The following is a 21,234-nucleotide window of genomic DNA, read 5'->3' as shown; positions in this document are numbered from 1 at the left end:
TACGACCCGCAGTATCTGGAGGTCGTTACTTTACTTGCGTACTGACCGCGGCCCACACCGAGATCAGACCCAGCACGATCGCGGGAATCATCGGAAAGACGAGATACGCCTGTCGCTGCGAGAAGCCGAGTGAGGCGATCAACCCGCTCATCTGCGGAATGAAGAGAACCAGCACCGGGATGATGAAAAAGGAGACGACGACTGCGCCGACGAGCAGCCAGCCCCGCCAGTCGATCTCCTCGGCCGTCTCGACGTGGTTCGGTCGGCCAGTCTGTTCGCCGATGGTGCCGCCATCGGGCCGTTGTTGCTCGGCCGACGGGGACTCCTCGGTCGCCGTGGTGGAATCACTCATTGTACGCGCTATCGGGCTTTAGCACTACTTTGCCAAAGCCTTCACGTTCTTCGAGCAGTTCGTGCCCGCGTGCGGTCTCACTCATCGGCAGCACCTCCCTGATCCGGGGTTCGAAGGTGCCGTCCCAGACCAGCCCCAGCACGTCGTCGACCTCGCCCGGCGTCCCCATCGTCGAGCCGATGACTTCGAGCTGATTCCAGAAGATGCGGTTGATGTCGGTCTCCGGACTGGGGCCGGTAGTCGCGCCGCAGGTGACCAGCCGGCCACCGCGGGCCAGACTCCGCAGCGACTGTTGCCAGGTCTGTGCGCCGACGTGGTCGACGACCACGTCGACGCCACGCTTTCCCGTCAGATCCTGAATCGCGTCGGCGAACTCCTCGGTTTCGTAGTTGATGGTGTAATCTGCGCCGATCTCCTCGGCGTAGTCGAGTTTCTCTGCGGAGCTTGCGGTCGCGTAGACGTCTGCACCTACGTAGTCCGCAATCTGGACTGCAGCGTGACCGACGCCGCCGCTCGCACCGAGAACGAGCACCGACTCCGTGGGGCCGAGTTCAGCGCGCGTGACGAGCATCCGCCAGGCAGTCTGGAAGACCAGCGGTGCGGCCGCGGCCGTCTCCCAGTCGACGTGCTCCGGAACAGACACCAGATTGTCCTCGTGGACGACCGCCTGTTCGGCGTGGACACCGCGGACGTGCTCGCCGAGGAGATGAAAGTTGACACACAGCGTGGGAGCGCCGTGCCGGCAGAACTCGCAGTCGCCACAGTTGATACCGGCAGACACCGCGACGCGATCCCCTTCCTCGAACCGACTCACCCCCTCACCCACCTCGACGACGACACCTGCGCCATCGCTGCCGGGGATGTGTGGCATCGCCAGATCTAACCCCGGAAGCCCTCGCCGTGTCCAGACGTCGAGGTGATTCAACGCGCCCGCACGGATATCGACGCGTACCGCCTCGCGACCCATCTCCAGATCCGGATACTCGCCGTACTCGATGACGCCCCTGTCGCCGTGACCGGAGAACTGAACGGCCTGCATACTGTCAATATCGAGGAGTGCGCTGAAAACGGTACTGGTGGCTGGCGATCAGCAGCCGTCGATTCGAATGCCCGGCCCTGTATGCTGTAAAACAGAAAGTGTAAATCGAAGAACGTATTATATGCTAACATGTGCCAATCAGAGGTCGTCCGGTTCCGACACCCGGAGTTTCGACACGCACCCAGTACGACCGTCCGACGGTGGTCAGTACCGGCAGCGTCACCGACGGAGCCACAGCAATGAGACACGACTACAATCTTCCGGCAGACTGGGCGGCGATGACAGACCAGGAACGGTGCAAATGGCTGACGCGGGATCGCTGTCTCCGACAGGCGCTCCGTCAGGAGACGCCGACGGCGAGACGGCTAAAAAAGGCGCGAGATAGATATCGCCGCCGGGCGAACGCCCGCGAGGGCCGCATCGACGCCGAGGCGAACCGGTAGCGGGCCAGCCGAGTGTGGCTGTCGGACGACCACAGACCGGCCCAGTTTTCACGCCCGGGTACCCAATCGGAGCATAATGGACGAAACGCTCGAAGCCCAGATCAAAGAGGAAGCAGAGGTGAGTGCGCTTTTCAACGCGATCAAACACGAAAGCGAGGCACAGGTCGGCGCGATCATGGGCCCACTGATGGGCGAAAATCCCGAGTTCCGGGAGTACGGCGACGAGATCCCCGGCATCGTCGCGCCGGTCATCGAGCGGGTCAACGGGATGAGCCACACCGAGCGCCGCGAGCGCCTCGGCGAACTCGCACCCGGACGCCTCGAAGAACTCGACGAAGAGGAGGAAGACGACGACCAGGTGCTGCCCGACCTCCCGAACGTCGACGACTACGACGGGATTCGGATGCGTGTCGCACCCAACCCGAACGGCCCCTGGCACATCGGCCACGCCCGGATGGCCGCCGTCGTCGGAACCTACAAAGAGCTCTACGACGGCTCCTTCGTCTGCCGATTCGACGACACCGATCCCGAGACGAAACGACCGGATCTCGACGCCTACGACGCGATTCTCGACGCGATCGAGTATCTCGACTTCGAACCCGACGAGGTACTCAAAGCGAGTGACCGGGTCGAGACCTACTACGAGCACGCACAGGAGTTGATCGACGAGGGTGGCGCGTACACCTGTTCGTGTCCGGGCGAGGAGTTCTCGAATCTCAAAAACGCCGGCGAGCCCTGCCCCCACCGCGGGAAAGATACCGAGCAGATCCACGAGGAGTTCGAGCGGATGGTCGACGGCGAGTACGGCGAGGGTGAGATGGTGCTGCGCGTGAAAACTGATATCGAGCACAAGAACCCTGCACTGCGGGATTTCGTCGCCTTCCGGATCATCGAGACACCCCATCCGCGGGCAGAAGCCGCCGACTATCGCTGCTGGCCGATGCTCGATTTCCAGAGCGGGATCGACGACCACCTCACTGGCGTGACCCACATCATCCGCGGGATCGATCTGCAGGACTCCGCGAAACGCCAGCAGTTCGTCTACGACTACTTCGGCTGGGAGTATCCCGAGGTTATCCACTGGGGGCACGTCCAGGTCGACGCCTACGACGTGCCGATGTCGACCTCGACGATCAAGCAGTTGATCGACGACGGCGAACTCGACGGCTGGGACGATCCGCGAGCGCCGACAATCGCCAGTCTTCGACGACGTGGCATCCGCGGCCAGGCGGTGGTCGACGCGATGACCGGCCTCGGGTTGTCAACCTCGAACGTCGACCTCGCGATGTCGACGGTGTACGCGAACAACCGCGAACTGATCGACGAGGAGACCGACCGGGCATTTCTGGTTCGGGACGACGAGCGGGCAGTGGAGAAATCAGTGATCGACGGTCCCGAGGCCGGCCATCCGGCGGTCCATCCGAATCACGAGGATCGCGGCAGCCGGGAGATTCCCGTCGAGACGGGAGTACTCGTCGAACTGGGCGATCTGCCGCCCGTCGGCGAGCGTGTCTGGCTGAAAGGCTATGGCTGTGTCCGACATACCGACGATGGGTTCGAATACACGGGGGACGATCTCGATGTCACCCGTGAGGAGGGTGTCGATATCGTCCACTGGGTACCCAGCGACGACAACGTCGACGTTCGACTCCGGACGATTGACGGCGATATCTCGGGCTACGCCGAGCCCGGGATTCTGGACTACGACCCCGACGATCTGCTGCAGTTCGAGCGTGTCGGCTTCGTCCGTATCGACTCGCTTCCAACGGAGGAGACGGGACTCGTCGCGTACTTCACCCACCCCTGAGAGTGGTCGTTGGGGTTATTTTCGTGGCCGAACCACATCGCAGTGGGAGAAGAGAGTTCGCGGCTAGAGATTCTTCCGGATATACGCGGTAAGCTCGTCGACGATGGACTGGTCGTACGTCCAGAAGCCGTCCCAGACACCGTCGTCAGTTTCGATGGCGAGCAGGGCCGCGCCACTTCTGTCCGTCTGCTCCGCTGGCGGATTGTAGATCACGAACCAGGAGTGTCTGAAATCCCACTTGTAGCCGCCGTGCATCGTCACGTCGAACTGCTCTGATGGCGTCCAGTCGGGTCTGCCGTAGACGTGTACGTCGACGTCTGTCCCCGCAACAGTATCGTACACCTCCCGTGTTCCCTTCTCGTCTTCGATGCGGGAGAGTCGCTGGAACGACGACCGCAGCCGGCCAACACCCGCGTCGTAGGCCAGCCGCTCGATATGCCGGGAGATGAGGATCAACAGTAACTTTTCCGTGTTGGATTCGGGATACCCACGGAGTGTGAACGGGACGTCTGTCAGTCCGTCGATCACGTCCGGGACAGTCGTCGCGTCGAGCGTTCGTGTCCCGGTGCTGAACAGATCGGAGTTGACCATGAGAATCGCATCCGAGAGCGCCTGCAAGGGCGAGGTGGCGACCACTGCCCCGTCTTCCACCAGCAGGACCGTGTTCTCGTCGTACTCGGTTTCGACAGACTCCGTGACGGTAATCTCCTGATCGGTAAACAGCTTTTCGAGCATCCGCTGGAACGGTTCGGGCTCTGTTCGGTTCGCGACGACGAGCGACCGGGGTGGGCCGTCTGGAACGTCCAGAAAGCGATCGAGAGGCATAGACAGCTTCTGAGAAAATAACGGGTGGGTCTGTTTGAATCTACCGGCTAGTACAGGAGGTCGTCGTCGGACTCGACCATGTACAGCGTTCGCGCGGCGATGTTGACGGCGTGGTCGCCGACACGTTCGAGATCACGGATCGTCAACAGCAGGCGGTAGACATCCTGCATCGTCTCCTGGATCTGCTCTTCGGAGGTGATCCCCTCACGTTCGATCAGGTCACGGGCGACGAGTTCGGAGGCAGTCTCACACATCTCGTCGATATCGTCGTCGCGCTCGGCGATCCTGTAACACATCTCCGTATCCTCGTCGCCGTAGGCGATCATCGACTCCTCGATCATCTCGATGGTGGCGGCACCGATCTCCTGGACGTCGACGTCGGGGAACGTGTCCTGTCTGGCATCCAGGGTGTACTCACCGAGATTGGTCGCGAGATCGGCGATGCGTTCGAGATCAGTGATGATCTTGAACGAGGCGGCGATGAATCGGAGATCACCGGCGACGGGCTGTTGGAGTGCGATCAGATCGATACAGTCCTGTTCGAGATCGAGATACAGTTCGTTGATCTCGTGGTCACCGTCGATCACCTCTCGAGCGAGTTCCTCGTCTTTCCGTTCGAGTGAATTGAGCCCCATCTGGAGGCGGTCGACGACGATCTCGCTCATATAGAGCACATCCTCGCGCAACGATTTGAGGTGGTCCTGATACTCGTCTCTTGGCATATGTAGGGATGCGCCGTCGGTGCTTTTTTATCTTGTGTGTTGCAAACAACTCGTTCCTACGACTCCGATTCGAGCAGTTCTCTGGTTCGTCGATGGCGGTATCGGAACATTGGCTCGAAGCCAACCACTGCAAGGGGGCCGACAGCACGGCCGACCGCCCCCAAGGGGAGTTCGTACGCGACACTGTCGCGGATAATCGTCTCCTCGCCGTCAGCATAGAAGGAGTGTGTATGTGTCCACTCGGCGAAGGGGCCGTCAGTCATCACGTCCCGAAAATAGGCGGAGCCACCCTCGCGCTGGCGTGCGACGATCTCCGAAACCCAGCTCTGTCGCGGGCCGATACCGAACGGTCGCACGGAGGAACGGATGATCGCGCCGGTTTCGAGAACGTCCGGGTCCTGCTCCCCGTCGGGACCCCGAACGTCTTCGATCTCCAGGTGCATCCAGTCCGGCGTCAGTGCGACGAGTCCGTCCTCGGTCGAGTGAAACTCCCAGACGTCCTCGAAGGGGGCGCGAACCCGCACAGAGCGCTCGTAACGTTCCATACCCGAGTATCGGCCTAGAGAGGGAAAACGATACCGAGGGAAACAGGACGGTGTCACCGGACGACGGTGACTGGAACTGGTGACTGCCGGAACACCTTATCGGCGACGTTGCCGACGAACAGGCGGTCGGCCAGCGAGCCACCGTGTGTCCCGAGCACGACAGCATCGAACCCCTCGGCCTTGTCGACGATCGCTCGCGCGGGATGGCCGAACTCCACGTCCGTCTGAATTGTTGTATCGTGGTCGTGGGCGATTTCGCGTGCCCTGTCGAGCACAGCAGTGGCATCCTCCCGGGCATCACCCTGGACATCTTCGGACAGCGCCAGCCCGATCGCCTTGCCCATCATCCCGCTGGGCGTTCCGACGACGTGAAGCACGGTTATCTCTGCGCCCGGATGATGTTCGAGTGCGAATTCGAGTGCTTTCTCCGCGACTGCCGACTCGTCCATCGCAACGAGGATCTGCGATGCCATACTGATACTAGTGGCGCCTTTGGTATAAAGTAGCACAGGGGTCAGGGCCAGATGCCGGACTCCTTGCTGGCCCGTGCGACCCGTTCGAGGGCAACAGTGTACATCGCGACCCGGAAGTTCGGAACCGACCTGTTCTCGTAGGCGTCGATCATCGACTCGAACGCCTCGACGATGTACCGTTCGAGTTCGTCGTTGACCCGCTGTTCGGTCCAGGCAAAACGCTGGCGGTTCTGGACCCACTCGAAGTAGGACACAGTGACACCGCCGGCGTTTGCGAGAATATCGGGGACAACGGCCACATCTCGCTCGGTGAGGATATCGTCGGCCGGCGGCGTGAGCGGCCCGTTTGCCGCTTCGACGACGAGGTCGGCCCCGGTCCGTTCGGCGATATCGGCGTTGATGGCGTTTTCCAGCGCGGCAGGAATCAGTACGTCGACGTCCATCGTCAGCAGGTCGTCGTTCGAGAACTTCTCGGTCGCCCCGTCGAATCCCGAGAGTGAGCCGGTCTCCGTTTTGAACTGCTTTGCCGCCCGCGTGTCGAGGCCATCCTCGCTGTACACCGCGCCGCTGGAGTCCGAGACGGCGACGACATCGACACCGAGATCGTCGAGCAGTTTTGCGGCGACCGAGCCCGCGTTGCCGTACCCCTGTACTGCGACAGTTGCCTCCTGGATATCCCGGTCGAGGTAGGCACAGGCTTCACGGGTCGCCAGCATGACGGAGCGCCCGGTCGCCTCGACGCGCCCGGCACTGCCGCCGCTTTCGATCCCCTTTCCGGTGACGACGCCCGGTTCGGTGGTCCCTTCGAGTGTCTCGTAGGTATCCTTGATCCAGTTCATCTCCCGCTGACCGGTGTTCACGTCCGGGGCAGGAATGTCACGGTCTGCACCGATGATCGGCCGTAACTCCTTAGCGTAGGCGCGTGTGATCCGCTCTATCTCCGACGCCGAGTAGTTCACCGGATTGATCGCGATCCCACCTTTCCCGCCGCCGTAGGGGATGTTGACGGCGGCACATTTGTAGACCATCCACCCCGAGAGTGCCTTCACCTCGCTTCGGTTGACCCGTGGATGGTACCGGATCCCGCCCTTGTACGGCCCGCGGTCGCCGTTGAACTGCGATCGGTAGGCGTCGAACACTTCGACCGATCCATCGTCCATCTTGACGGACAGAGACAGTTCGAGGATCCGCTCCGGGTTGGTCAGCCGTTCGACGACACCGTCGTCGAGGTCGATCTCCGCGGCTGCTTCCCGTACCTGTTGCTGTAGACTCTCGAATGGATCGGTCGCATCACCCATAGTTTGAAGCGAGGTACACGGTATTAAAAAGCGTATCGCCGTACGCTCGTCAACCAGTCGACAACACCGTTGTCGAGACCGATCACAGCAACCGGAGAGGCCATCGAATCGGTATTGCAAACGTGATCTGGGATTACTCGTCGCCAGTCGTGGTCCGGGCCCGTTCGAGAATCTGTTCGGCCTGGGAGAGCAGTGGTGCGTCGATCATCTCGCCGTCGACAGCAAAGACGCCGCGCCCGTCCGTGTCCTCGCGTGCAGCGAGCACGCGACGCGCCCAGTCGATTTCGTCCTCGTCGGGCACGAAAATCTCGTTGATAACGCCAACCTGCCGGGGATGGATCGCCATCTTCCCGTCGAATCCGAACTGAACCGCGCGCAGTGTGTCGGTCCGGAGCAGTTCGGTATCCTCGAAGTCGGTGACGAGCGTATCGATCGCGTCGATCCCAGCATGGCTGGCTGCGAGGACGACCCGCTGGCGAGCGTAGCTCACCTCCTCACCTGCCGCAGTTCGGGTCGCGCCGATATCCGCGGCCAGATCCTCCGCCCCCAGCAACAGCGCGTCGACAGCTTCCTGGGCGGCGATAGCTGGTGCGTCGAGGATGCCGCCGGCAGTTTCGAGCAAGGCGAGAACCGGGATCGAGTCGTTTTCTGGGAGGTGATCGCGGAGTGTCCGCACCTGCTCTGGACTGGAGACTTTCGGGAGCATGATGGAATCGACCGTGGCCCGTTCGGGGAGGATGGCGTCGAGATCGGCAGTACCACCAGAATCGAGTGGGTTGATCCGGACACAGAGTTCGCACTCGGGATCGATATCGCCGAGGACCGAACGGAGGTCATCGCGTGCAGTCGCTTTCTGGGCAGGGAGGACTCCGTCTTCCATATCGAAGACGACGACGTCGGCACCGGTAGCCGGTGCTTTCCGGAGCAGTTCGGGCTGATCGGCCGGCGAGAAGAGCACGCTCCTGCGAACCATACGCCGAGTTTGGGTGGAAAGTGCAAAACCGTACCGGCAGTCCGAGTTTTATTTGGTGTGATACTGTCGGCTGTAAGAAACTGAAGAATTGCGCCACCCCGGGGTGGCGCATCTCTTTCCGAATGTACAGCCGGCAGTATGAGATGTGAATTTGGTGTGAGAAGTGCCGGATCGGAGAAAATCAGTATGAACAGCAAGAAAGTCCCGCCAGACGTGGTTTTCCAGGCCGGGTGGGACTGAAAGGGGCGGCTGGCTACGCGAACCCCGACGACGTAAGCACCGCAACAAAGTGAGGAGCGCAACGAGTCGCGGGAGCGTAGCCAGCCGGGGCTTTCTTGCTGTTTCAAATACCTCTAGCAGGAATTTCGAGCAATACAGCAACACCCCCAGTCCAGCAGTCACGTCCCAAGTAACGCAGAGCTATTTCAATCTCCACAGTCTCTGAACAATCATGACTGGACTGTACTACGAGGAGTTTTCGGTCGGCGAGACGATCGAACACGACCGGCGGCGGACGATCAGTGAATCCGACAACCAGCGCTTCTGTGATATGACGATGAATCAGCAACCGCTGCACCTCGACGCCGAGTTCGCCGCGGGGACACAGTTCGGCGAGCGCATCGTCAACGGACTCTATACGATGTCACTGGCAGTCGGACTGACACTCCCAGAAACGACGGACGGCACAATCGTCGCGAACCTCTCCTACGACGACGTCGAGCATCCTGCACCGGTCACACACGGCGATACGATCCGGGTGGAGACGACAGTACTCGACAAACGCGAAACGAGCGACGGCGAGCGAGGCATCGTCCAGCTGCAAGTCGAGGCGTTCAACCAGCACGACGAACTCGTCTGCTCACTCGAACGGACCGTCATATCACTGAAACGAGATCCCCCACAGAACAACGAGTGATAATTGGCGGCTGGATTTATATTCGCGTATCAAGTACTCACGGGACGATGAATGTTCGTCGGTGGCTGGGGGTCGGTATCGCAGTCGCTGTCTGTCTGATCCTCGTCACCAGTGGTGTGACTGGCTCGGTCCCCGAACCGTCAGAATCCGGATCGCTCGAATCGCCAGGGGAGACGACGGGCCAGATCAACGAGCCGTTCGATCCACGGCCGGGAACGTTCACTGTCACAGAGGTGAGCCCCGGCAAGACGACAGCCGACGTGGGCGAAACCCTCACAGTACGGGCAATAATCGATAGCAACCAACAGGGACCAGTCGGTGTCAGCGTGACGCTGACAGCCAACGACCAAGAAGTGGAGACGCAAACGACGGGGATGGTTCCGCAGTCGAAGTTCCCGCTTACAGCACTCTTCGAGTGGACGCCACAGGAGCCTGGCGTCTATCAGATCGCAGTCAACGACGTCGAGGCGCGCAGCCAGGTCGTCGTCGGTGACGTTGCCCGGAACACGAGTGACGATGACGACGACACCGAGGAGCCCGAACCCCCGGCCGAGCCCGATCAGTTCTCGGTCGTGAACGTGAGTCTCGACGAGCCCGAAATCGCGCCGGGTGAGTCGACGACCGTCGTCGCAGATATTCGAAACGACGGCGACGAAGCGGGTGATTACGAGGTGACCCTCGAAGTCGACGGTGAAGCAGTCCAGACCGAGAGGGTACCGAATATTCAGCCACTCATCGAGGTCGGTGCACAGGGTCGGTTCAATATCGCCCCCAACGAGACGGGAACGTACACGATCAGTGTCAACGGTGTCGAGACCGATCGACAGCTCGTCGTCGAGGAGTCCGGCGGCGGTGGCCTGTTTAGCTTCCTGGGCGTTCTCGGCTTCCTCCCACTTGGTCTGCTCCGAACAGTCCTCCTCTTCGTCGGACTCCCGATACTGCTCGTCTTTCTGGCCCTGAAGGGAGCCGCGATTTATCTGGGGTACTAATCGAGCTGTGACAGTGCGGTGTCGAGTGGCGCTTCCTCGAAGATGATCTGTTCGAGCGCGTCGAGCAACTGTTCGGGGTTCTCGCGCTGGAAGACGTTGCGCCCGACAGCGAGCCCCGCTGCGCCGGCATCGATCGCACCCTTGACGTCCGACAGGAACGCCTCGTCAGTGCGTTTCGATCCCCCGGACATGATGACCTTCATCCCGCCAGCCATGTCGACGACATCTTTCATCGCCGCCGTACTCCCGGGATACTTGACTTTCGAGACGTCCGCGCCGAGTTCGAGTCCCTGTCGAGCAGCGTAGGCGATCGTCTTCGGTTTCTTGTCGTTTTTCACCCCCTGACCACGGGGGTACGACCACATGACGACCGGGAGCCCCTGTGCCCGGGCGGCCTCCTGGATTTCACGGAACTCCTCGGCCATCCCGACCTCGTTGTTCGCGCCCCCATACAGCGTGAATCCCACTGCGTCGGCACCGATCTCCGCCGCGTACTCGACCGAACAGTTGACAGCCGAATTCGGCTCCCCCATCCAGAGATTCGACGTCCCATTGAGTTTCGCGAGCAAGGTCACATCGTCCGCATACGATGGATAGTAGCCCTCGGCGATCCCCTTCTGGACGGCCAGACTCGTCACTGCCGGGTGTTTGGCGATCTCGAAGACGTGATCCGGGTCCGCACTCTCCGGCACGGCCCCGAAATCGACGGGGCCGTGTTCGAGCCCGTGGTCGTAGGCGAGAACCAGCACCTTTCCATCCCGTGTGAGCGGCGTATCTTTGATCGGTCGCATAGCCATCTATTGCTCCGACGAGCACTTGTAAATTTATGCGGTGACTACTCGTGTCGTCGGCTGTACGAGCCGAAGAATGTTTAAATGATTTCGACCCCTATGGGATCGAATATTTTGACGAATGTATCGCCACCAGCATCAGTTGAGCAACGCGCCGATCGCACCGGCGGCCGCACTTTCCAGCGCCGCGATCATCGTCAGGATGACGACCACGACGAAGGTACCGAATCCAGCGAGCCCGCCGGCTGCGCCACCCACGGGACCGAAGGCGAGCCCGATGACAGAGATGGCAACAAAGAGAAGCGTACCCACGACGATACCGCCGAGACTGCCGGCGAGCAGCCCGTGCCAGAAGCCCCGGAGGAGCCCGCCACCGGCCAGGTAGCCTGCGACGAAGCCACCGACCAGTCCCGCGACGAGCTGTCCGATTCCGGGGATGATGAGGCCGACTGTCCCGAGAACGAGAATCACAAGGAAACCGATGAGCACGGCACGCCAGTTAGTCATACAGTACCTCCAGCGGTCCGGCGATCGAACCGCGAGTCGTAGCAACTGGTCTGGACGGTACGGCGTTCGACCGAGGACCAATCGGGAGAGCAATACATCATACTCGTTCGAGGGTGCGTAGCTACTTGATTACGCGGTCCTTATTTATCGACAAAAGGGGTTCGAGAGGGATCCGACACCAAACTTAAGCGACAGGCACGACGACCGCAACACATGCGCGAACGCTCCGATATCGAAACGGTCGGCGTCGTCGGTGCGGGCAACATGGGAAACGGGATCGCGCAGGTCGCAGCGACGTACGGTTACGAGGTCGTAATGCGCGATATCGAACAGCAGTACGTCGAGAATGGCCTCGAAGAGATAGAGTTTAGCCTCGATCGGCTGGTCGCCCGAGAGACACTTACCCGGGAAGAAGCCGACGCTGCACGCGAGCGGATCACTGGAACGACCGAACTGTCTGATATCGCAAAGGTGGATCTCGTCGTCGAGGCGGTAATCGAGGAGATGGACGTAAAGAAGGAGGTGTTCACCGAACTCGACAGGATCACCGACGACGACGTCGTCCTCGCGACGAACACGAGTACGCTCTCGATCACGAGCATCGCCGCCGCAACCGACCGCCCCGAACTGGTCGTCGGCCTCCACTTCATGAACCCGGTGCCGATCATGGACGGTGTCGAGGTCGTCGTCGGCGAAAAAACCGCCGACGGCGTCGTCGATCTGGCCCACGGCTTCGCCGCGGATCTGGAAAAAGAAACCTGGGAATCCGAGGACAAACCCGGCTTCGTCGTCAACCGCGTACTCATCCCGTGGATCAACGAGGGGATCCGAGCCTACGACGAGGGCGTCGCCTCGAAAGAAGATATGGACAGGGGGCTAAAGCTCGGCACGAACGTCCCGATGGGGCCGCTTGAACTGGCCGATCACGTCGGACTGGATATCGTCCTGCGGGCGAGCGAGACCCTCCACGAGGAACTCGGCGACCGGTACAAACCGGCTTACCTGCTGAAACGGAAAGTCGAGGCCGGCGATCTCGGCAAGAAAACGGGGAGTGGATTCTACGAATACGGGGAGTAGCTGGCGACTCGATCGCCATCAGTGCGTTTTTTATCCGAGCCTGTCGACTGGCTGAACGTGTTCGCGTCGCTCCTGCAGTCCGTCGGGACGCCGCCGGCAGATGCCCTCGTCGTCTTCGCGATCATCGCTGTGGCGCTCGTCTTCTTCCTCTGGGAGCCAGTACCGATCGACGTGACCGCGATCGGTGTGCTCGTCGCGCTGATCGTCCTCGAACCCTGGACACAGATCGATCCCGAGACCGGGATCGGTGGCTTCGCCAGTCCGGCGACGGTCACGGTGCTCGCGATGTTCATCCTGAGCGAGGGGGTCCGCCGGAGCGGCCTCGTCAACATCATCGGAGCGGGGATCGCCGACCGGTTCGGGGATAGCCCGCTCAAACAGCTAGTCGCCGTGCTCGGACTCTCGGGTGGCTCTGCGGGCTTTGTCAACAACACGCCGGTCGTCGCGATCATGATCCCGATGGTAAATCAGATCTCGAACAAAACCGGGATCTCACCGTCGAAACTACTGCTCCCGGTCTCCTACGTCGCGATGCTGGGTGGGATGTTGACGCTGATCGGTACCTCGACGAACATCCTCGCCTCGGATCTCTCCGGACGGTTGCTCGGACAGTCGTTCAGCATGTTCGAGTTCACACAACTCGGCGTGATCGTCCTGTTGACCGGCACCGTCTATCTCGTCACCGTCGGACGGCATCTCATCCCCGAGCGGATCGCAGTCACCGACGGTTTCCTCGACGAGTTCGAGATGGCGGAGTATCTCACCGAGGTGATCGTCGAACCGGAGTCGGGAATGGTCGGCAACACTGCCCAGGAGATACTGGCCGAACTGGATCTGGACGCGGATATCGTCCAGTTGATTCGTAGAAAGCGGGCACTCTCGGAGCCGATCGACAGACGGCAGCTGCAGGCCGGCGATGTCATGATGTTGCGTGCCGACCAGGAGACGCTGTTTCAGCTGATCGAAGCGGAGGGGCTCGGGCTGGCTCCGGATGCCGAGGAACCGATATCAGAAGACCAGCTCGACGAGACAGTCGACGGAACGACACCGCCGATCGAGACCGGCTCGACCGCCGCCGAACGAACCAGCGAAAACGATGTCGACCCCGAGGAACAACGACTCGTCGAGGTCGTCCTCTCACCGGAGGCCTCGATCATCGGCAAGACCCTGGAAACCCTCTCCTTTCGCCAGCGCTACGACGCGACAGTGCTGGCGATCCGCCGTGGCGGGAAAGTGATCCACGTCCGGATGGACAAACGCCGCCTCCGGCCGGGCGATACACTCCTGATCCAGGCCAGCGAGCAGACTGTGACCCGATTCAGCAACGACCGGGATTTCATCCTCGCACGCGAACTCACCCGCCCCGATTTCCGGACCGAGCGGATTCCGGTCGCGCTGGGTATCATCGCGGGAGTGGTGGCGCTAGCTGCGCTGGATATTCTCCCGATCGTCGTGAGTGCGCTCGGCGGGATCGTCGCGACGGTGCTGACTGGCTGTGTCAAACCCGAGGAGATGTACGATGCCGTCGACTGGAGTGTGGTTTTCCTGCTCGCGGGGCTGATCCCGCTGGGCGTCGCGATGGAGCGCACCGGTGGCGCGGCGTGGCTCGCCGACGGGATCGTCGCAGCCTCGGGTGGACTCCATCCAGTGCTCGTCCTGGGGATCTTCTATCTGTTCACGGCGCTGATCACGAACGTCATCAGCAACAACGCGAGCGTCGTACTCATGATTCCGGTCGCCATCGACACGGCGCAGGCGATCGGAGCCGAACCCTTCTCGTTCGTGCTCTCGGTGACCTTCGCCGCCTCGACTGCGTTGATGACACCGATCGGCTACCAGACCAATCTCATGGTGTACGGCCCCGGTGGCTACAAATTCGGGGACTTCGTCCGGGTCGGCGCACCCCTACAGCTGATTCTGACTGTGGTGACGACGCTCGGAATCGTCTTCTTTTTCGGAATCTGAGAGTGGGCTGACCGATACAGCGGGTATCGCTACGCTCATATTCCTGGCTCCGAGAAGGGAGAGTAATGAGCGAGCGACCGACACTCGATACCCTCGATTACGCTGCAGGAGTGTCCGTGATCGCATTACTCGTGCTCGGCTACGTCATCTACCCCGACACCGTCTTCCAGTACGGGATCTGGCTGGCTATTTTCGTCATCTGGATGGCCTGGTTCGTCTACTACGGCACGAAGTGGATGTACGGGCTGGAAAGCTGAATAGAGTGACTGTATTGAAGGGTCGTGATCGGTTTTGGTTCGGGAGCGGTGACTACGAACAGCAAACCGATCGCCACTCCAGAGATCCGCCTCGAAGTCGCTACCCATTTATTACTCGCAGAGTTACAGTCCGCCAATGGTCGGTCTCCTGTCCCCGGATCGGTACGATCTCGCGGTTCTTTTGAGTACAATTGGACTACTCCTGATCGGCTACGTCATCTATCCGACTCATCTCGTCCGGACCTCGGCCTGGTTTACGATCTTCACGATCTACGTCTGTTACACAGGGTTTCTCGCCTACAAGTTGACCTTCGATACAGAGGTGTGAACGACCAGTCGAGGGCCACGGAGCCAGCGAGATAGCCAGCACTGGCGTCCGTATCGGAGCCCGACATACCCGGGGCTGACGACGCAACGAACAAAAATCGAATCGCCCCGTTGCAGGAACAGAAACAGCGAACGGCTCCGTAGTGTCGATCAGTCAGTCAGCACTCCGACCAGCCACAGGATTCGCAGGTCTTGCAGCCTTCAGAGTAGTACAGCGACAGCGAGCCACAGTCGGGACATTCGGGGCTTTCGCCGGCCTCGATAATCGACTGCTGGTCAGCCTCGACGGAGGAGTCGCTCGCGTCGTTCGCGGAGACGGCGCCACCGTCAGTTTCGGGCTCTGTTTCAGCCACTGCATCGGTTTCGTCGGCATCCTCTGCGGTCTCTTCGAGCGTCTGTTGCTGTGGGTAGGCGCGCTCGATATCGCCATCGAGGTAGCGACGCATCGCGGTCCCGATCGCGTCCGGGATCGACTGGATCTGCTCGCCTTTGTCCCAGGCGACTTTCGGTGAACGGATGCCCTGCAGTTCGTCGGCGATCTCGTTCGGATCGACACCCGACCGAAGCGCCGTCGAGATCGTCTTCGCGAGTGCCTCCGTGAAGGAGGCAGTGAAGCCGCCGGAGTTGCCGATGTTGGCGAACAGTTCGAACGGTCGCTCCCGTTTCGGATCCTCGTTGATGTTGACGTACAGCTTGCCGTAGCCGGTGTCGATGCGCTGGGTGATCCCGTGCAACACGTCGGGTCGGCTCTGTTTCTCGGCGAACTCGGTCTGTTCGCCGTCGGCTGTTGCGAGCAGTTCTTCGACCTGCTCGTCGAGGGCTGCCTGGACCGCCTCGTGTTCGAGGAAGCCTTCGATGCCGCCGAAGACCTCCTCGATCTGGGCGACGAGTTCACCCTCGTCCATATCCGCGAACTCGGTGTTCTGGGCGCGCGTCGTGAGCACCTGCTTCGAGCGGGTGCCGTCACGGTAGTAGGTGACACCTTTCCCGCCGTGATCGTAGATGTACTCGAAGACCTCCTTCGCGTCCTCGACCGTCGAGTCGTTCGGGGCGTTGACCGTCTTCGAGATGGCGGAGTCGACACCCTGCTGACAGGCGGTCTGGACACTCGCGTGCTGTTTCGCCGAAAGGGAGCCGGTCGTGACGAACAGTTCACCGATCGCGTCCGGAACCGTCGTCAGGCCGGTGACGCCGTCGAACTCGTTGTTGGCCATCTGCTCCTGGGCCTCCTCTTTGACCGCGTCGACGTCGATATCGTTGTCCTCCAGCGTCCGGAGGAAGTAGTCGTCAAACTCGACGAGCATCTCGTCACCCTGGACGTCGTCGGAGACGTTCTTGTAGTAGGCGACGTTGTAGATCGGCTCACAGCCACCCGTCGTGTTGCCGATCATCGATGTCGTGCCCGTCGGCGCGATGGTGGTCGTGTTGTGGTTCCGGATCGGGAAGCCGTCCGCCCAGTCGTCGGCGTCGAGTCCGGTGTGGTGTTCGAACCAGTCGGCGTACTCGGTCGGGTCGGCGAACTTGGATTTCTCCCACTCGCCGAAGGTGCCACGCTCTTTGGCGAGTTCGTGGCTGGCCCACTTGGACTCGTGGTTGATGTGCATCATCAACTGGCGGGCGATCTCGTTCGCCGGTTCGCTGCCGTATTCGAGCCCGAGCTGAACGTACAGCTGCGCAAGTCCCATGATTCCCAGCCCGATCTTGCGCATCTCTCTGACGGTCTCCTCGATCTTGTCGACCGGGAAATCCGACATCGTGACGACGTTTTCGAGGAAGCGCGTGCCGAGTTCGATACGGTCGTCGAAGGAATCCCAGTCGATGGCCTCTTCGAGGAAGGCTTCGAGGGCGGCCTCCTGGCTGTCGTACTCGTCGGCGTGGTTCTCGGACCAGACACGCCAGTCCGTCGCGTCCTGGGCTGCGAGCGTCGAGAGGTTGATGTGACCGAGGTTGCAGGCCTCGTACTCTTCGAGTGGCTGCTCACCGCAGTTGTGAACGACAAGCCCGTTCGCAACGAACGAATGCGTGTCGGGCTCGGTCAGATCGTAGACTGTCTCGATACCGTCGTCTTCAATTGACTCAACAGTGGCTTCGAAACGTTCGCTGTACGGACCCCGATCGTATTCAGACAGGTGCCCGTCGAGTGCCTCGTTCTTGTAATCGAGAAGGAAACCAATCTCCTCCTGGAAACGAATGAGGTTGTCCTTGACAACTACCAGTTCGTGGAATCCATCTGTCTCGTACTCGTTTGTACCACCGTTTCCGTCTGGAAGTTCCGTAACACCGCTTTCTTTCCGATTTTCGTAGATTTTACTGACGACTCCAAAGTTCAGGAGAAGTTGCTGGACATCGGTCAGAAGGTCTCGTTCAGTGCTTGCGAGCCGGACAGAGACGCCTTTTTCGACGTTTCCTTGAACACTGCCATCAGCAGTGAACAGTGCCTGGAGATACCCGCGAGCCATCTCTTCGCTACCACGCATGACAGCATCCGGCACCTGATGTTTCTCTTCGACGAGTCCCGCCTCTTCGGCATATTCGTAGAGCCTCGCTGAACGGATCCGTTGTTCGACCGCCTGAGCACCACGATAATCGTCCGAACGTGAAATGTTGTTTACGCCGATTTCGTAATCTGCGTTTCCGGTTGGTTCACGGACGACCTGATTTACATCTTCAGCGAACTGTTCCGAAATTTCAGCGTCCTCATCGTAGAAATTCAAGACAGCGCGTTCTTCGCCATCTTTGAGATGTCCATCGCCGACAAGCCATCCGAGGACACGCCCCTCTTCTTCGGAGCCATGCTGTCCAAACTCGCCTTTCCGGTTCTGAATATGAACTGTGTGGCCAGGAGTAAGGTCTTGGGCCTCGACCCAGCCATCGTCAGTCATGACACGGTGGTCGGCAGTGAGGCGGAGTTCGTATCCTTCCTCGGTCGTGAGTTCGTACACCTCCTTCTCACCAGTCTTGTAGACACTACTGGCTTCCTTGACACGATCTTCACTGAGACGACCATCTACCACGATATCGCGTGCGACACCCTGCTCGTACAGTTCTTCGGCAGAAATTAGGCCGTTTTCGGTGCTGATGAGTGTATCACCAGTTACACACGGGTTCGTCGCGAGAATCCGGTGGTCCGGATGCTCCTCGACGTCGAAGGAGTGTTTCTTGTTGACGCGTTCGAGATAGATGACGCCCGGTTCGCCGTTCTCGTGAGCGCCTTCGACGATGTGTTCCCAGAGCAGACCCGCTGGAACCGAGAGCACTTCACCGACCTCGACGTGCTCGCCGAGACCGAACATGTCGTAGAGTTCTTTCGTTTCCGCAGTCGCGACGTGTGCCTCTCCCGTGCGTGGGTTGGTGAAGGTGTACTCCTCGTCGTTTTTGACCGCGTCCATGAACTGGTCGGTGATCCCGACAGAGATGTTGAAATTCGAGAGATGACCCTCGACTGCGTTCCGGAGGTGTTCGGGCACACGACCCTCGTCGTCGATCAGGTCGCGGGCCTCTTCGAGGGCTTCGGCAAAGGAGTTGTGCGTGAAGTCGTCGGGGTCGTTGAGTCGGAGGGTGTTCGCGAGTGAGACGTCCTTGTTCTTGGCGTGGATGAACTGGATGACGTCCGGATGGGAGACACGCATGACACCCATCTGTGCGCCACGGCGCGCGCCACCCTGAGCGATCGTCTCACACATCTGGTCGTACGTGCGCATGAACGTGATCGGACCCGACGCGATCCCACCCGTCGAGCCGACAGCGTCGCCGTACGGTCGGAGTCGCCAGAAGGCGTAGCCCATGCCCCCGCCGCTGTTGTGCGAGACGATCCCGTCTGTAACGTATTCGTGGTCGTCCGCGACGGTGATATCGTAGACGGTCGCGGGTTCGGATTCGGCCACGGAGTCGACTTCGACGGAGTATTGCTCACCGATAACGTGAGAGTCGCGGGCGGAGACAGTATCGATGTTCGACAGACCGATTTCGCGGCGTTCGTCGATGAAGCCGACATCGCGGAGGAACGCTTTCCGTCCATCACCCGTCGTCGGAACGAGGCCGTAGTACGGATGGGCGTCTTCGTCGCGGATGACGGATTTTTTGACCGGATACCCCAGGCCCATCATCAGGGTCGCGGCGTCGTCGATAGCCCGTTCGGACGAACTGTACAGTTTCGGATACGTATCGTCGAGCAGCGTCCCGTCCGCCGTGAAGTATCCTCGGAGGAACGCTTCGGCAACACCAGTGGGTGCACGCTTGATGACCTGCGGGATGTGAGCGGACTGGGCGCCGTTTTCCTTACAGTCGAAGTTCGCTTCCCACCAGCGCTTGATCTCGTGGCTGTTGATTCCGACCTCGTAGCAGCCGTCCGCGAAGGAGGTCGAAGTCGCCGTACTGAACAGTCGTTGAGAGAGTTGATCGATGTACTCGGCGAGGCTCTCGCGTCCAACGTGGAACCGAACGCCGTCTTGATGCCACGAGCCGTCACCGACCCACAGTCCGACGAGTTCGGCGAGATCCTCGGTTAACTGCGCCGGTTGCTGGACCGTTTTGACCGGCGTTCCATTCGGCGTGAGTTGCTCGCGAGCGCGGAACTGTCCGACGGTCACCTGGTGGACACCCAGTTCGTCAGCGATCTCCGCATCGGTGTGTCCGTCCTGATACAGTTTGTGGACTACCGACTCGTCGAACGACATCGACCCGGGTTTCCGCCCGCCGTTCCCGTTTGGCGGGAGCTCCAGTTCCTTGCTCCGGCGGCGCTGAACCGTGGACTTCCCGCAGTCGAGACGGTCTGCAATCTCGTAATCGCTGAGCCCCTCCTGGTACAGTTCGAGAATCTCCGTGTTCTCGACGGTTCTGTTCTCGCTCCACCGAGCGCCGCTCGCAACCGACGTGAGTTCCGGGCGTTCGCGATCTGCCTCCCGAAGCCAGCCCAGCGCGTAGTGAATCTCTTGACCGGCCTGGATCTCGTCCAGTCGTGTCCATTCGCCGTCGACCATGAGACGATGGTTCGGTGTTCCGCGGACGGAAAGTCCGTTTGCGAGAGTCACCCCGAGCGTCTCCGCATCTTCGTACGTATGTGTCTCCTCGACAGATTTGTACTGGAACCCCGAGTCGGTCCGCTGTGCGATGCGGTCCCCGGCTTCCACGTCGGCCACACTGACGATCCCCTTCTCCTCGACCATCACCGTCGACTCCTCGGTAAGACACTGGAAGACGTTGGCGGCCTCTTTTGCCGTTTGATGGATGTCGTCGATGTCGTCCTCCGGCGAGTCGACGAAGCAGGCGGAGAGCTGCTGGAGTTCGTCACCGGCGTTCATCAGGGTCGGCGAGTTCGGCATGAAACCGAGCCGTTCCATCTGTTCCTGGAACTGGTCGGCGACGGATTCGACGTGGTCTTGAACCCCCTCGGGAAGCTCCGGAACCACGGTTTCGTAGGCGAACTTGTTGACGTTGTACTCGTTCAGGACGGTCGTGGCGTCGTCGTCGGCAGTCGTTCCCTTGCCGAAGACTTCCTCGGCCAGTTCGTCCCGGCGCGGGTGATCCGGTTTGAGCTGGTCGGGCGAAACCGTAATTTCGACGTCCTGGTTGTCGGCCTCGTAGACGGCCTCGGCGAGCGCGACGTTTTTCGCGACGCGGTCGAACAGCTCCTCCTGCTGTTCGACGAGTTCGCCGTCGGCATCTTTCCTGAGATACCGGGCCGGCAGGATGTTGTGGTAGGCGTTGGCTGTCAGCCGGTCCTCCAGGGTGTCCCCCTCGGTCCGTTTGATCGGCAGTGTCAGTTCGTCGGCCGCGAGCTCCTTGCTCATGCGCACTCACCTGTGTGTCCGCGGATTTGCGTTCGAAGTACTGCTCCCATTACTATCATTTGTGACGGAAGTTCTGTTCGGCATGGAACTAAATAATGGTTTTGTCTCTCGCTTCTTCTAAGTATAATTATATATAAAT

18 protein-coding genes and 1 pseudogene are annotated in these 21,234 nt (G+C 60.5%); 8 read left to right on the top strand and 11 right to left on the bottom strand.

All coding sequences use genetic code 11. The features are described from left to right. Positions 1 to 25: 25 nt before the first annotated feature. Positions 26 to 352 (bottom strand): DUF7977 family protein, encoded by a 327-nt coding sequence (locus EOW68_RS10515; protein ID WP_128225112.1) that lies wholly within the window; start codon positions 350 to 352, stop codon positions 26 to 28. Next, on the bottom strand, positions 345 to 1,391 hold the full coding sequence (locus tag EOW68_RS10510) for a zinc-binding dehydrogenase (RefSeq protein ID WP_128225111.1): 1,047 nt from the start codon (positions 1,389 to 1,391) through the stop codon (positions 345 to 347). Before EOW68_RS10510 ends, EOW68_RS10515 begins: the two co-directional genes overlap by 8 nt. A 239-nt stretch (positions 1,392 to 1,630) precedes the next feature. Between EOW68_RS10510 and EOW68_RS10505 the strand changes: the two genes are divergently transcribed. Continuing rightward, on the top strand, positions 1,631 to 1,834 hold the full coding sequence (locus EOW68_RS10505; RefSeq protein ID WP_128225110.1) for a hypothetical protein: 204 nt from the start codon (positions 1,631 to 1,633) through the stop codon (positions 1,832 to 1,834). 76 nt (positions 1,835 to 1,910) lie between these two features. Then, entirely contained in the window at positions 1,911 to 3,641 is a 1,731-nt protein-coding gene (locus EOW68_RS10500) for a glutamate--tRNA ligase (RefSeq protein WP_128225109.1), read from the top strand. Between the two features lie 63 nt (positions 3,642 to 3,704). Here EOW68_RS10500 and EOW68_RS10495 read toward each other — a convergent pair whose 3' ends face one another. The 6 genes from EOW68_RS10495 to EOW68_RS10470 all read right to left on the bottom strand — a co-directional run bounded on the left by EOW68_RS10495 (position 3,705) and on the right by EOW68_RS10470 (position 8,477). Beyond that, entirely contained in the window at positions 3,705 to 4,466 is a 762-nt protein-coding gene (locus tag EOW68_RS10495) for a histidine kinase (protein ID WP_128225108.1), read from the bottom strand. A gap of 47 nt (positions 4,467 to 4,513) precedes the next feature. After that, complete coding sequence (phoU, locus tag EOW68_RS10490) at positions 4,514 to 5,188, bottom strand: phosphate signaling complex protein PhoU (protein ID WP_128225107.1); 675 nt, start codon at positions 5,186 to 5,188, stop codon at positions 4,514 to 4,516. Between the two features lie 56 nt (positions 5,189 to 5,244). After that, complete coding sequence (locus tag EOW68_RS10485) at positions 5,245 to 5,733, bottom strand: SRPBCC family protein (protein ID WP_128225106.1); 489 nt, start codon at positions 5,731 to 5,733, stop codon at positions 5,245 to 5,247. Positions 5,734 to 5,786: 53 nt separating this feature from the next. After that, positions 5,787 to 6,206 carry a universal stress protein gene (locus EOW68_RS10480; RefSeq protein WP_128225105.1) on the bottom strand — a complete coding sequence of 140 codons (420 nt, stop codon included), beginning with the start codon at positions 6,204 to 6,206 and terminating at the stop codon, positions 5,787 to 5,789. A gap of 41 nt (positions 6,207 to 6,247) precedes the next feature. Further along, complete coding sequence (locus EOW68_RS10475; protein WP_128225104.1) at positions 6,248 to 7,504, bottom strand: Glu/Leu/Phe/Val family dehydrogenase; 1,257 nt, start codon at positions 7,502 to 7,504, stop codon at positions 6,248 to 6,250. Between the two features lie 133 nt (positions 7,505 to 7,637). Next, positions 7,638 to 8,477, bottom strand: coding sequence for an HpcH/HpaI aldolase/citrate lyase family protein (locus EOW68_RS10470; RefSeq protein ID WP_128225103.1), 840 nt, complete (start codon positions 8,475 to 8,477; stop codon positions 7,638 to 7,640). A 451-nt stretch (positions 8,478 to 8,928) separates the two neighbouring features. Here EOW68_RS10470 and EOW68_RS10465 point away from each other — a divergent pair, with 451 nt between their 5' ends. Both EOW68_RS10465 and EOW68_RS10460 read left to right on the top strand, forming a co-directional pair. Continuing rightward, on the top strand, positions 8,929 to 9,393 hold the full coding sequence (locus tag EOW68_RS10465; protein ID WP_128225102.1) for a MaoC family dehydratase: 465 nt from the start codon (positions 8,929 to 8,931) through the stop codon (positions 9,391 to 9,393). 47 nt (positions 9,394 to 9,440) lie between these two features. Further along, the gene (locus EOW68_RS10460) at positions 9,441 to 10,382 is read left to right on the top strand and encodes a CARDB domain-containing protein (RefSeq protein WP_128225101.1); all 942 of its coding nucleotides are present in this window, start codon (positions 9,441 to 9,443) and stop codon (positions 10,380 to 10,382) included. Here EOW68_RS10460 and EOW68_RS10455 read toward each other — a convergent pair. After that, the gene (locus tag EOW68_RS10455; RefSeq protein ID WP_128225100.1) at positions 10,379 to 11,173 is read right to left on the bottom strand and encodes a class I fructose-bisphosphate aldolase; all 795 of its coding nucleotides are present in this window, start codon (positions 11,171 to 11,173) and stop codon (positions 10,379 to 10,381) included. The two genes, EOW68_RS10460 and EOW68_RS10455, sit on opposite strands and share 4 nt — an antisense overlap. A gap of 138 nt (positions 11,174 to 11,311) precedes the next feature. Continuing rightward, positions 11,312 to 11,680 carry a DUF5518 domain-containing protein gene (locus tag EOW68_RS10450; protein WP_128225099.1) on the bottom strand — a complete coding sequence of 123 codons (369 nt, stop codon included), beginning with the start codon at positions 11,678 to 11,680 and terminating at the stop codon, positions 11,312 to 11,314. 213 nt (positions 11,681 to 11,893) lie between these two features. Here EOW68_RS10450 and EOW68_RS10445 point away from each other — a divergent pair, with 213 nt between their 5' ends. The 4 genes from EOW68_RS10445 to EOW68_RS10430 all read left to right on the top strand — a co-directional run bounded on the left by EOW68_RS10445 (position 11,894) and on the right by EOW68_RS10430 (position 15,307). Beyond that, on the top strand, positions 11,894 to 12,757 hold the full coding sequence (locus tag EOW68_RS10445; RefSeq protein ID WP_128225098.1) for a 3-hydroxyacyl-CoA dehydrogenase family protein: 864 nt from the start codon (positions 11,894 to 11,896) through the stop codon (positions 12,755 to 12,757). A 57-nt stretch (positions 12,758 to 12,814) separates the two neighbouring features. Further along, positions 12,815 to 14,722: an SLC13 family permease gene (locus EOW68_RS10440; protein WP_431358864.1), complete on the top strand. Its 1,908-nt coding sequence runs from the start codon at positions 12,815 to 12,817 to the stop codon at positions 14,720 to 14,722. Between the two features lie 65 nt (positions 14,723 to 14,787). Beyond that, a complete protein-coding gene (locus EOW68_RS10435; RefSeq protein ID WP_128225097.1) occupies positions 14,788 to 14,979 on the top strand; it encodes a hypothetical protein in 192 nt (63 codons plus the stop codon). A gap of 136 nt (positions 14,980 to 15,115) precedes the next feature. After that, the gene (locus tag EOW68_RS10430; RefSeq protein ID WP_128225096.1) at positions 15,116 to 15,307 is read left to right on the top strand and encodes a hypothetical protein; all 192 of its coding nucleotides are present in this window, start codon (positions 15,116 to 15,118) and stop codon (positions 15,305 to 15,307) included. A 388-nt stretch (positions 15,308 to 15,695) separates the two neighbouring features. Here EOW68_RS10430 and EOW68_RS10425 read toward each other — a convergent pair. After that, a pseudogene (locus tag EOW68_RS10425) lies at positions 15,696 to 21,095 on the bottom strand (LAGLIDADG family homing endonuclease); the annotation flags it as partial. Between the last annotated feature and the right edge of the window lie 139 nt (positions 21,096 to 21,234).

The sequence above is a fragment of the Halovenus amylolytica genome (assembly GCA_004015825.1).
GTDB classification, from domain to species: Archaea; Halobacteriota; Halobacteria; order Halobacteriales; family Haloarculaceae; genus Halovenus; species Halovenus amylolytica.
Note: the sequence above shows the minus strand (reverse complement) of the source record. Positions and strands in the feature narration are given on the sequence as shown.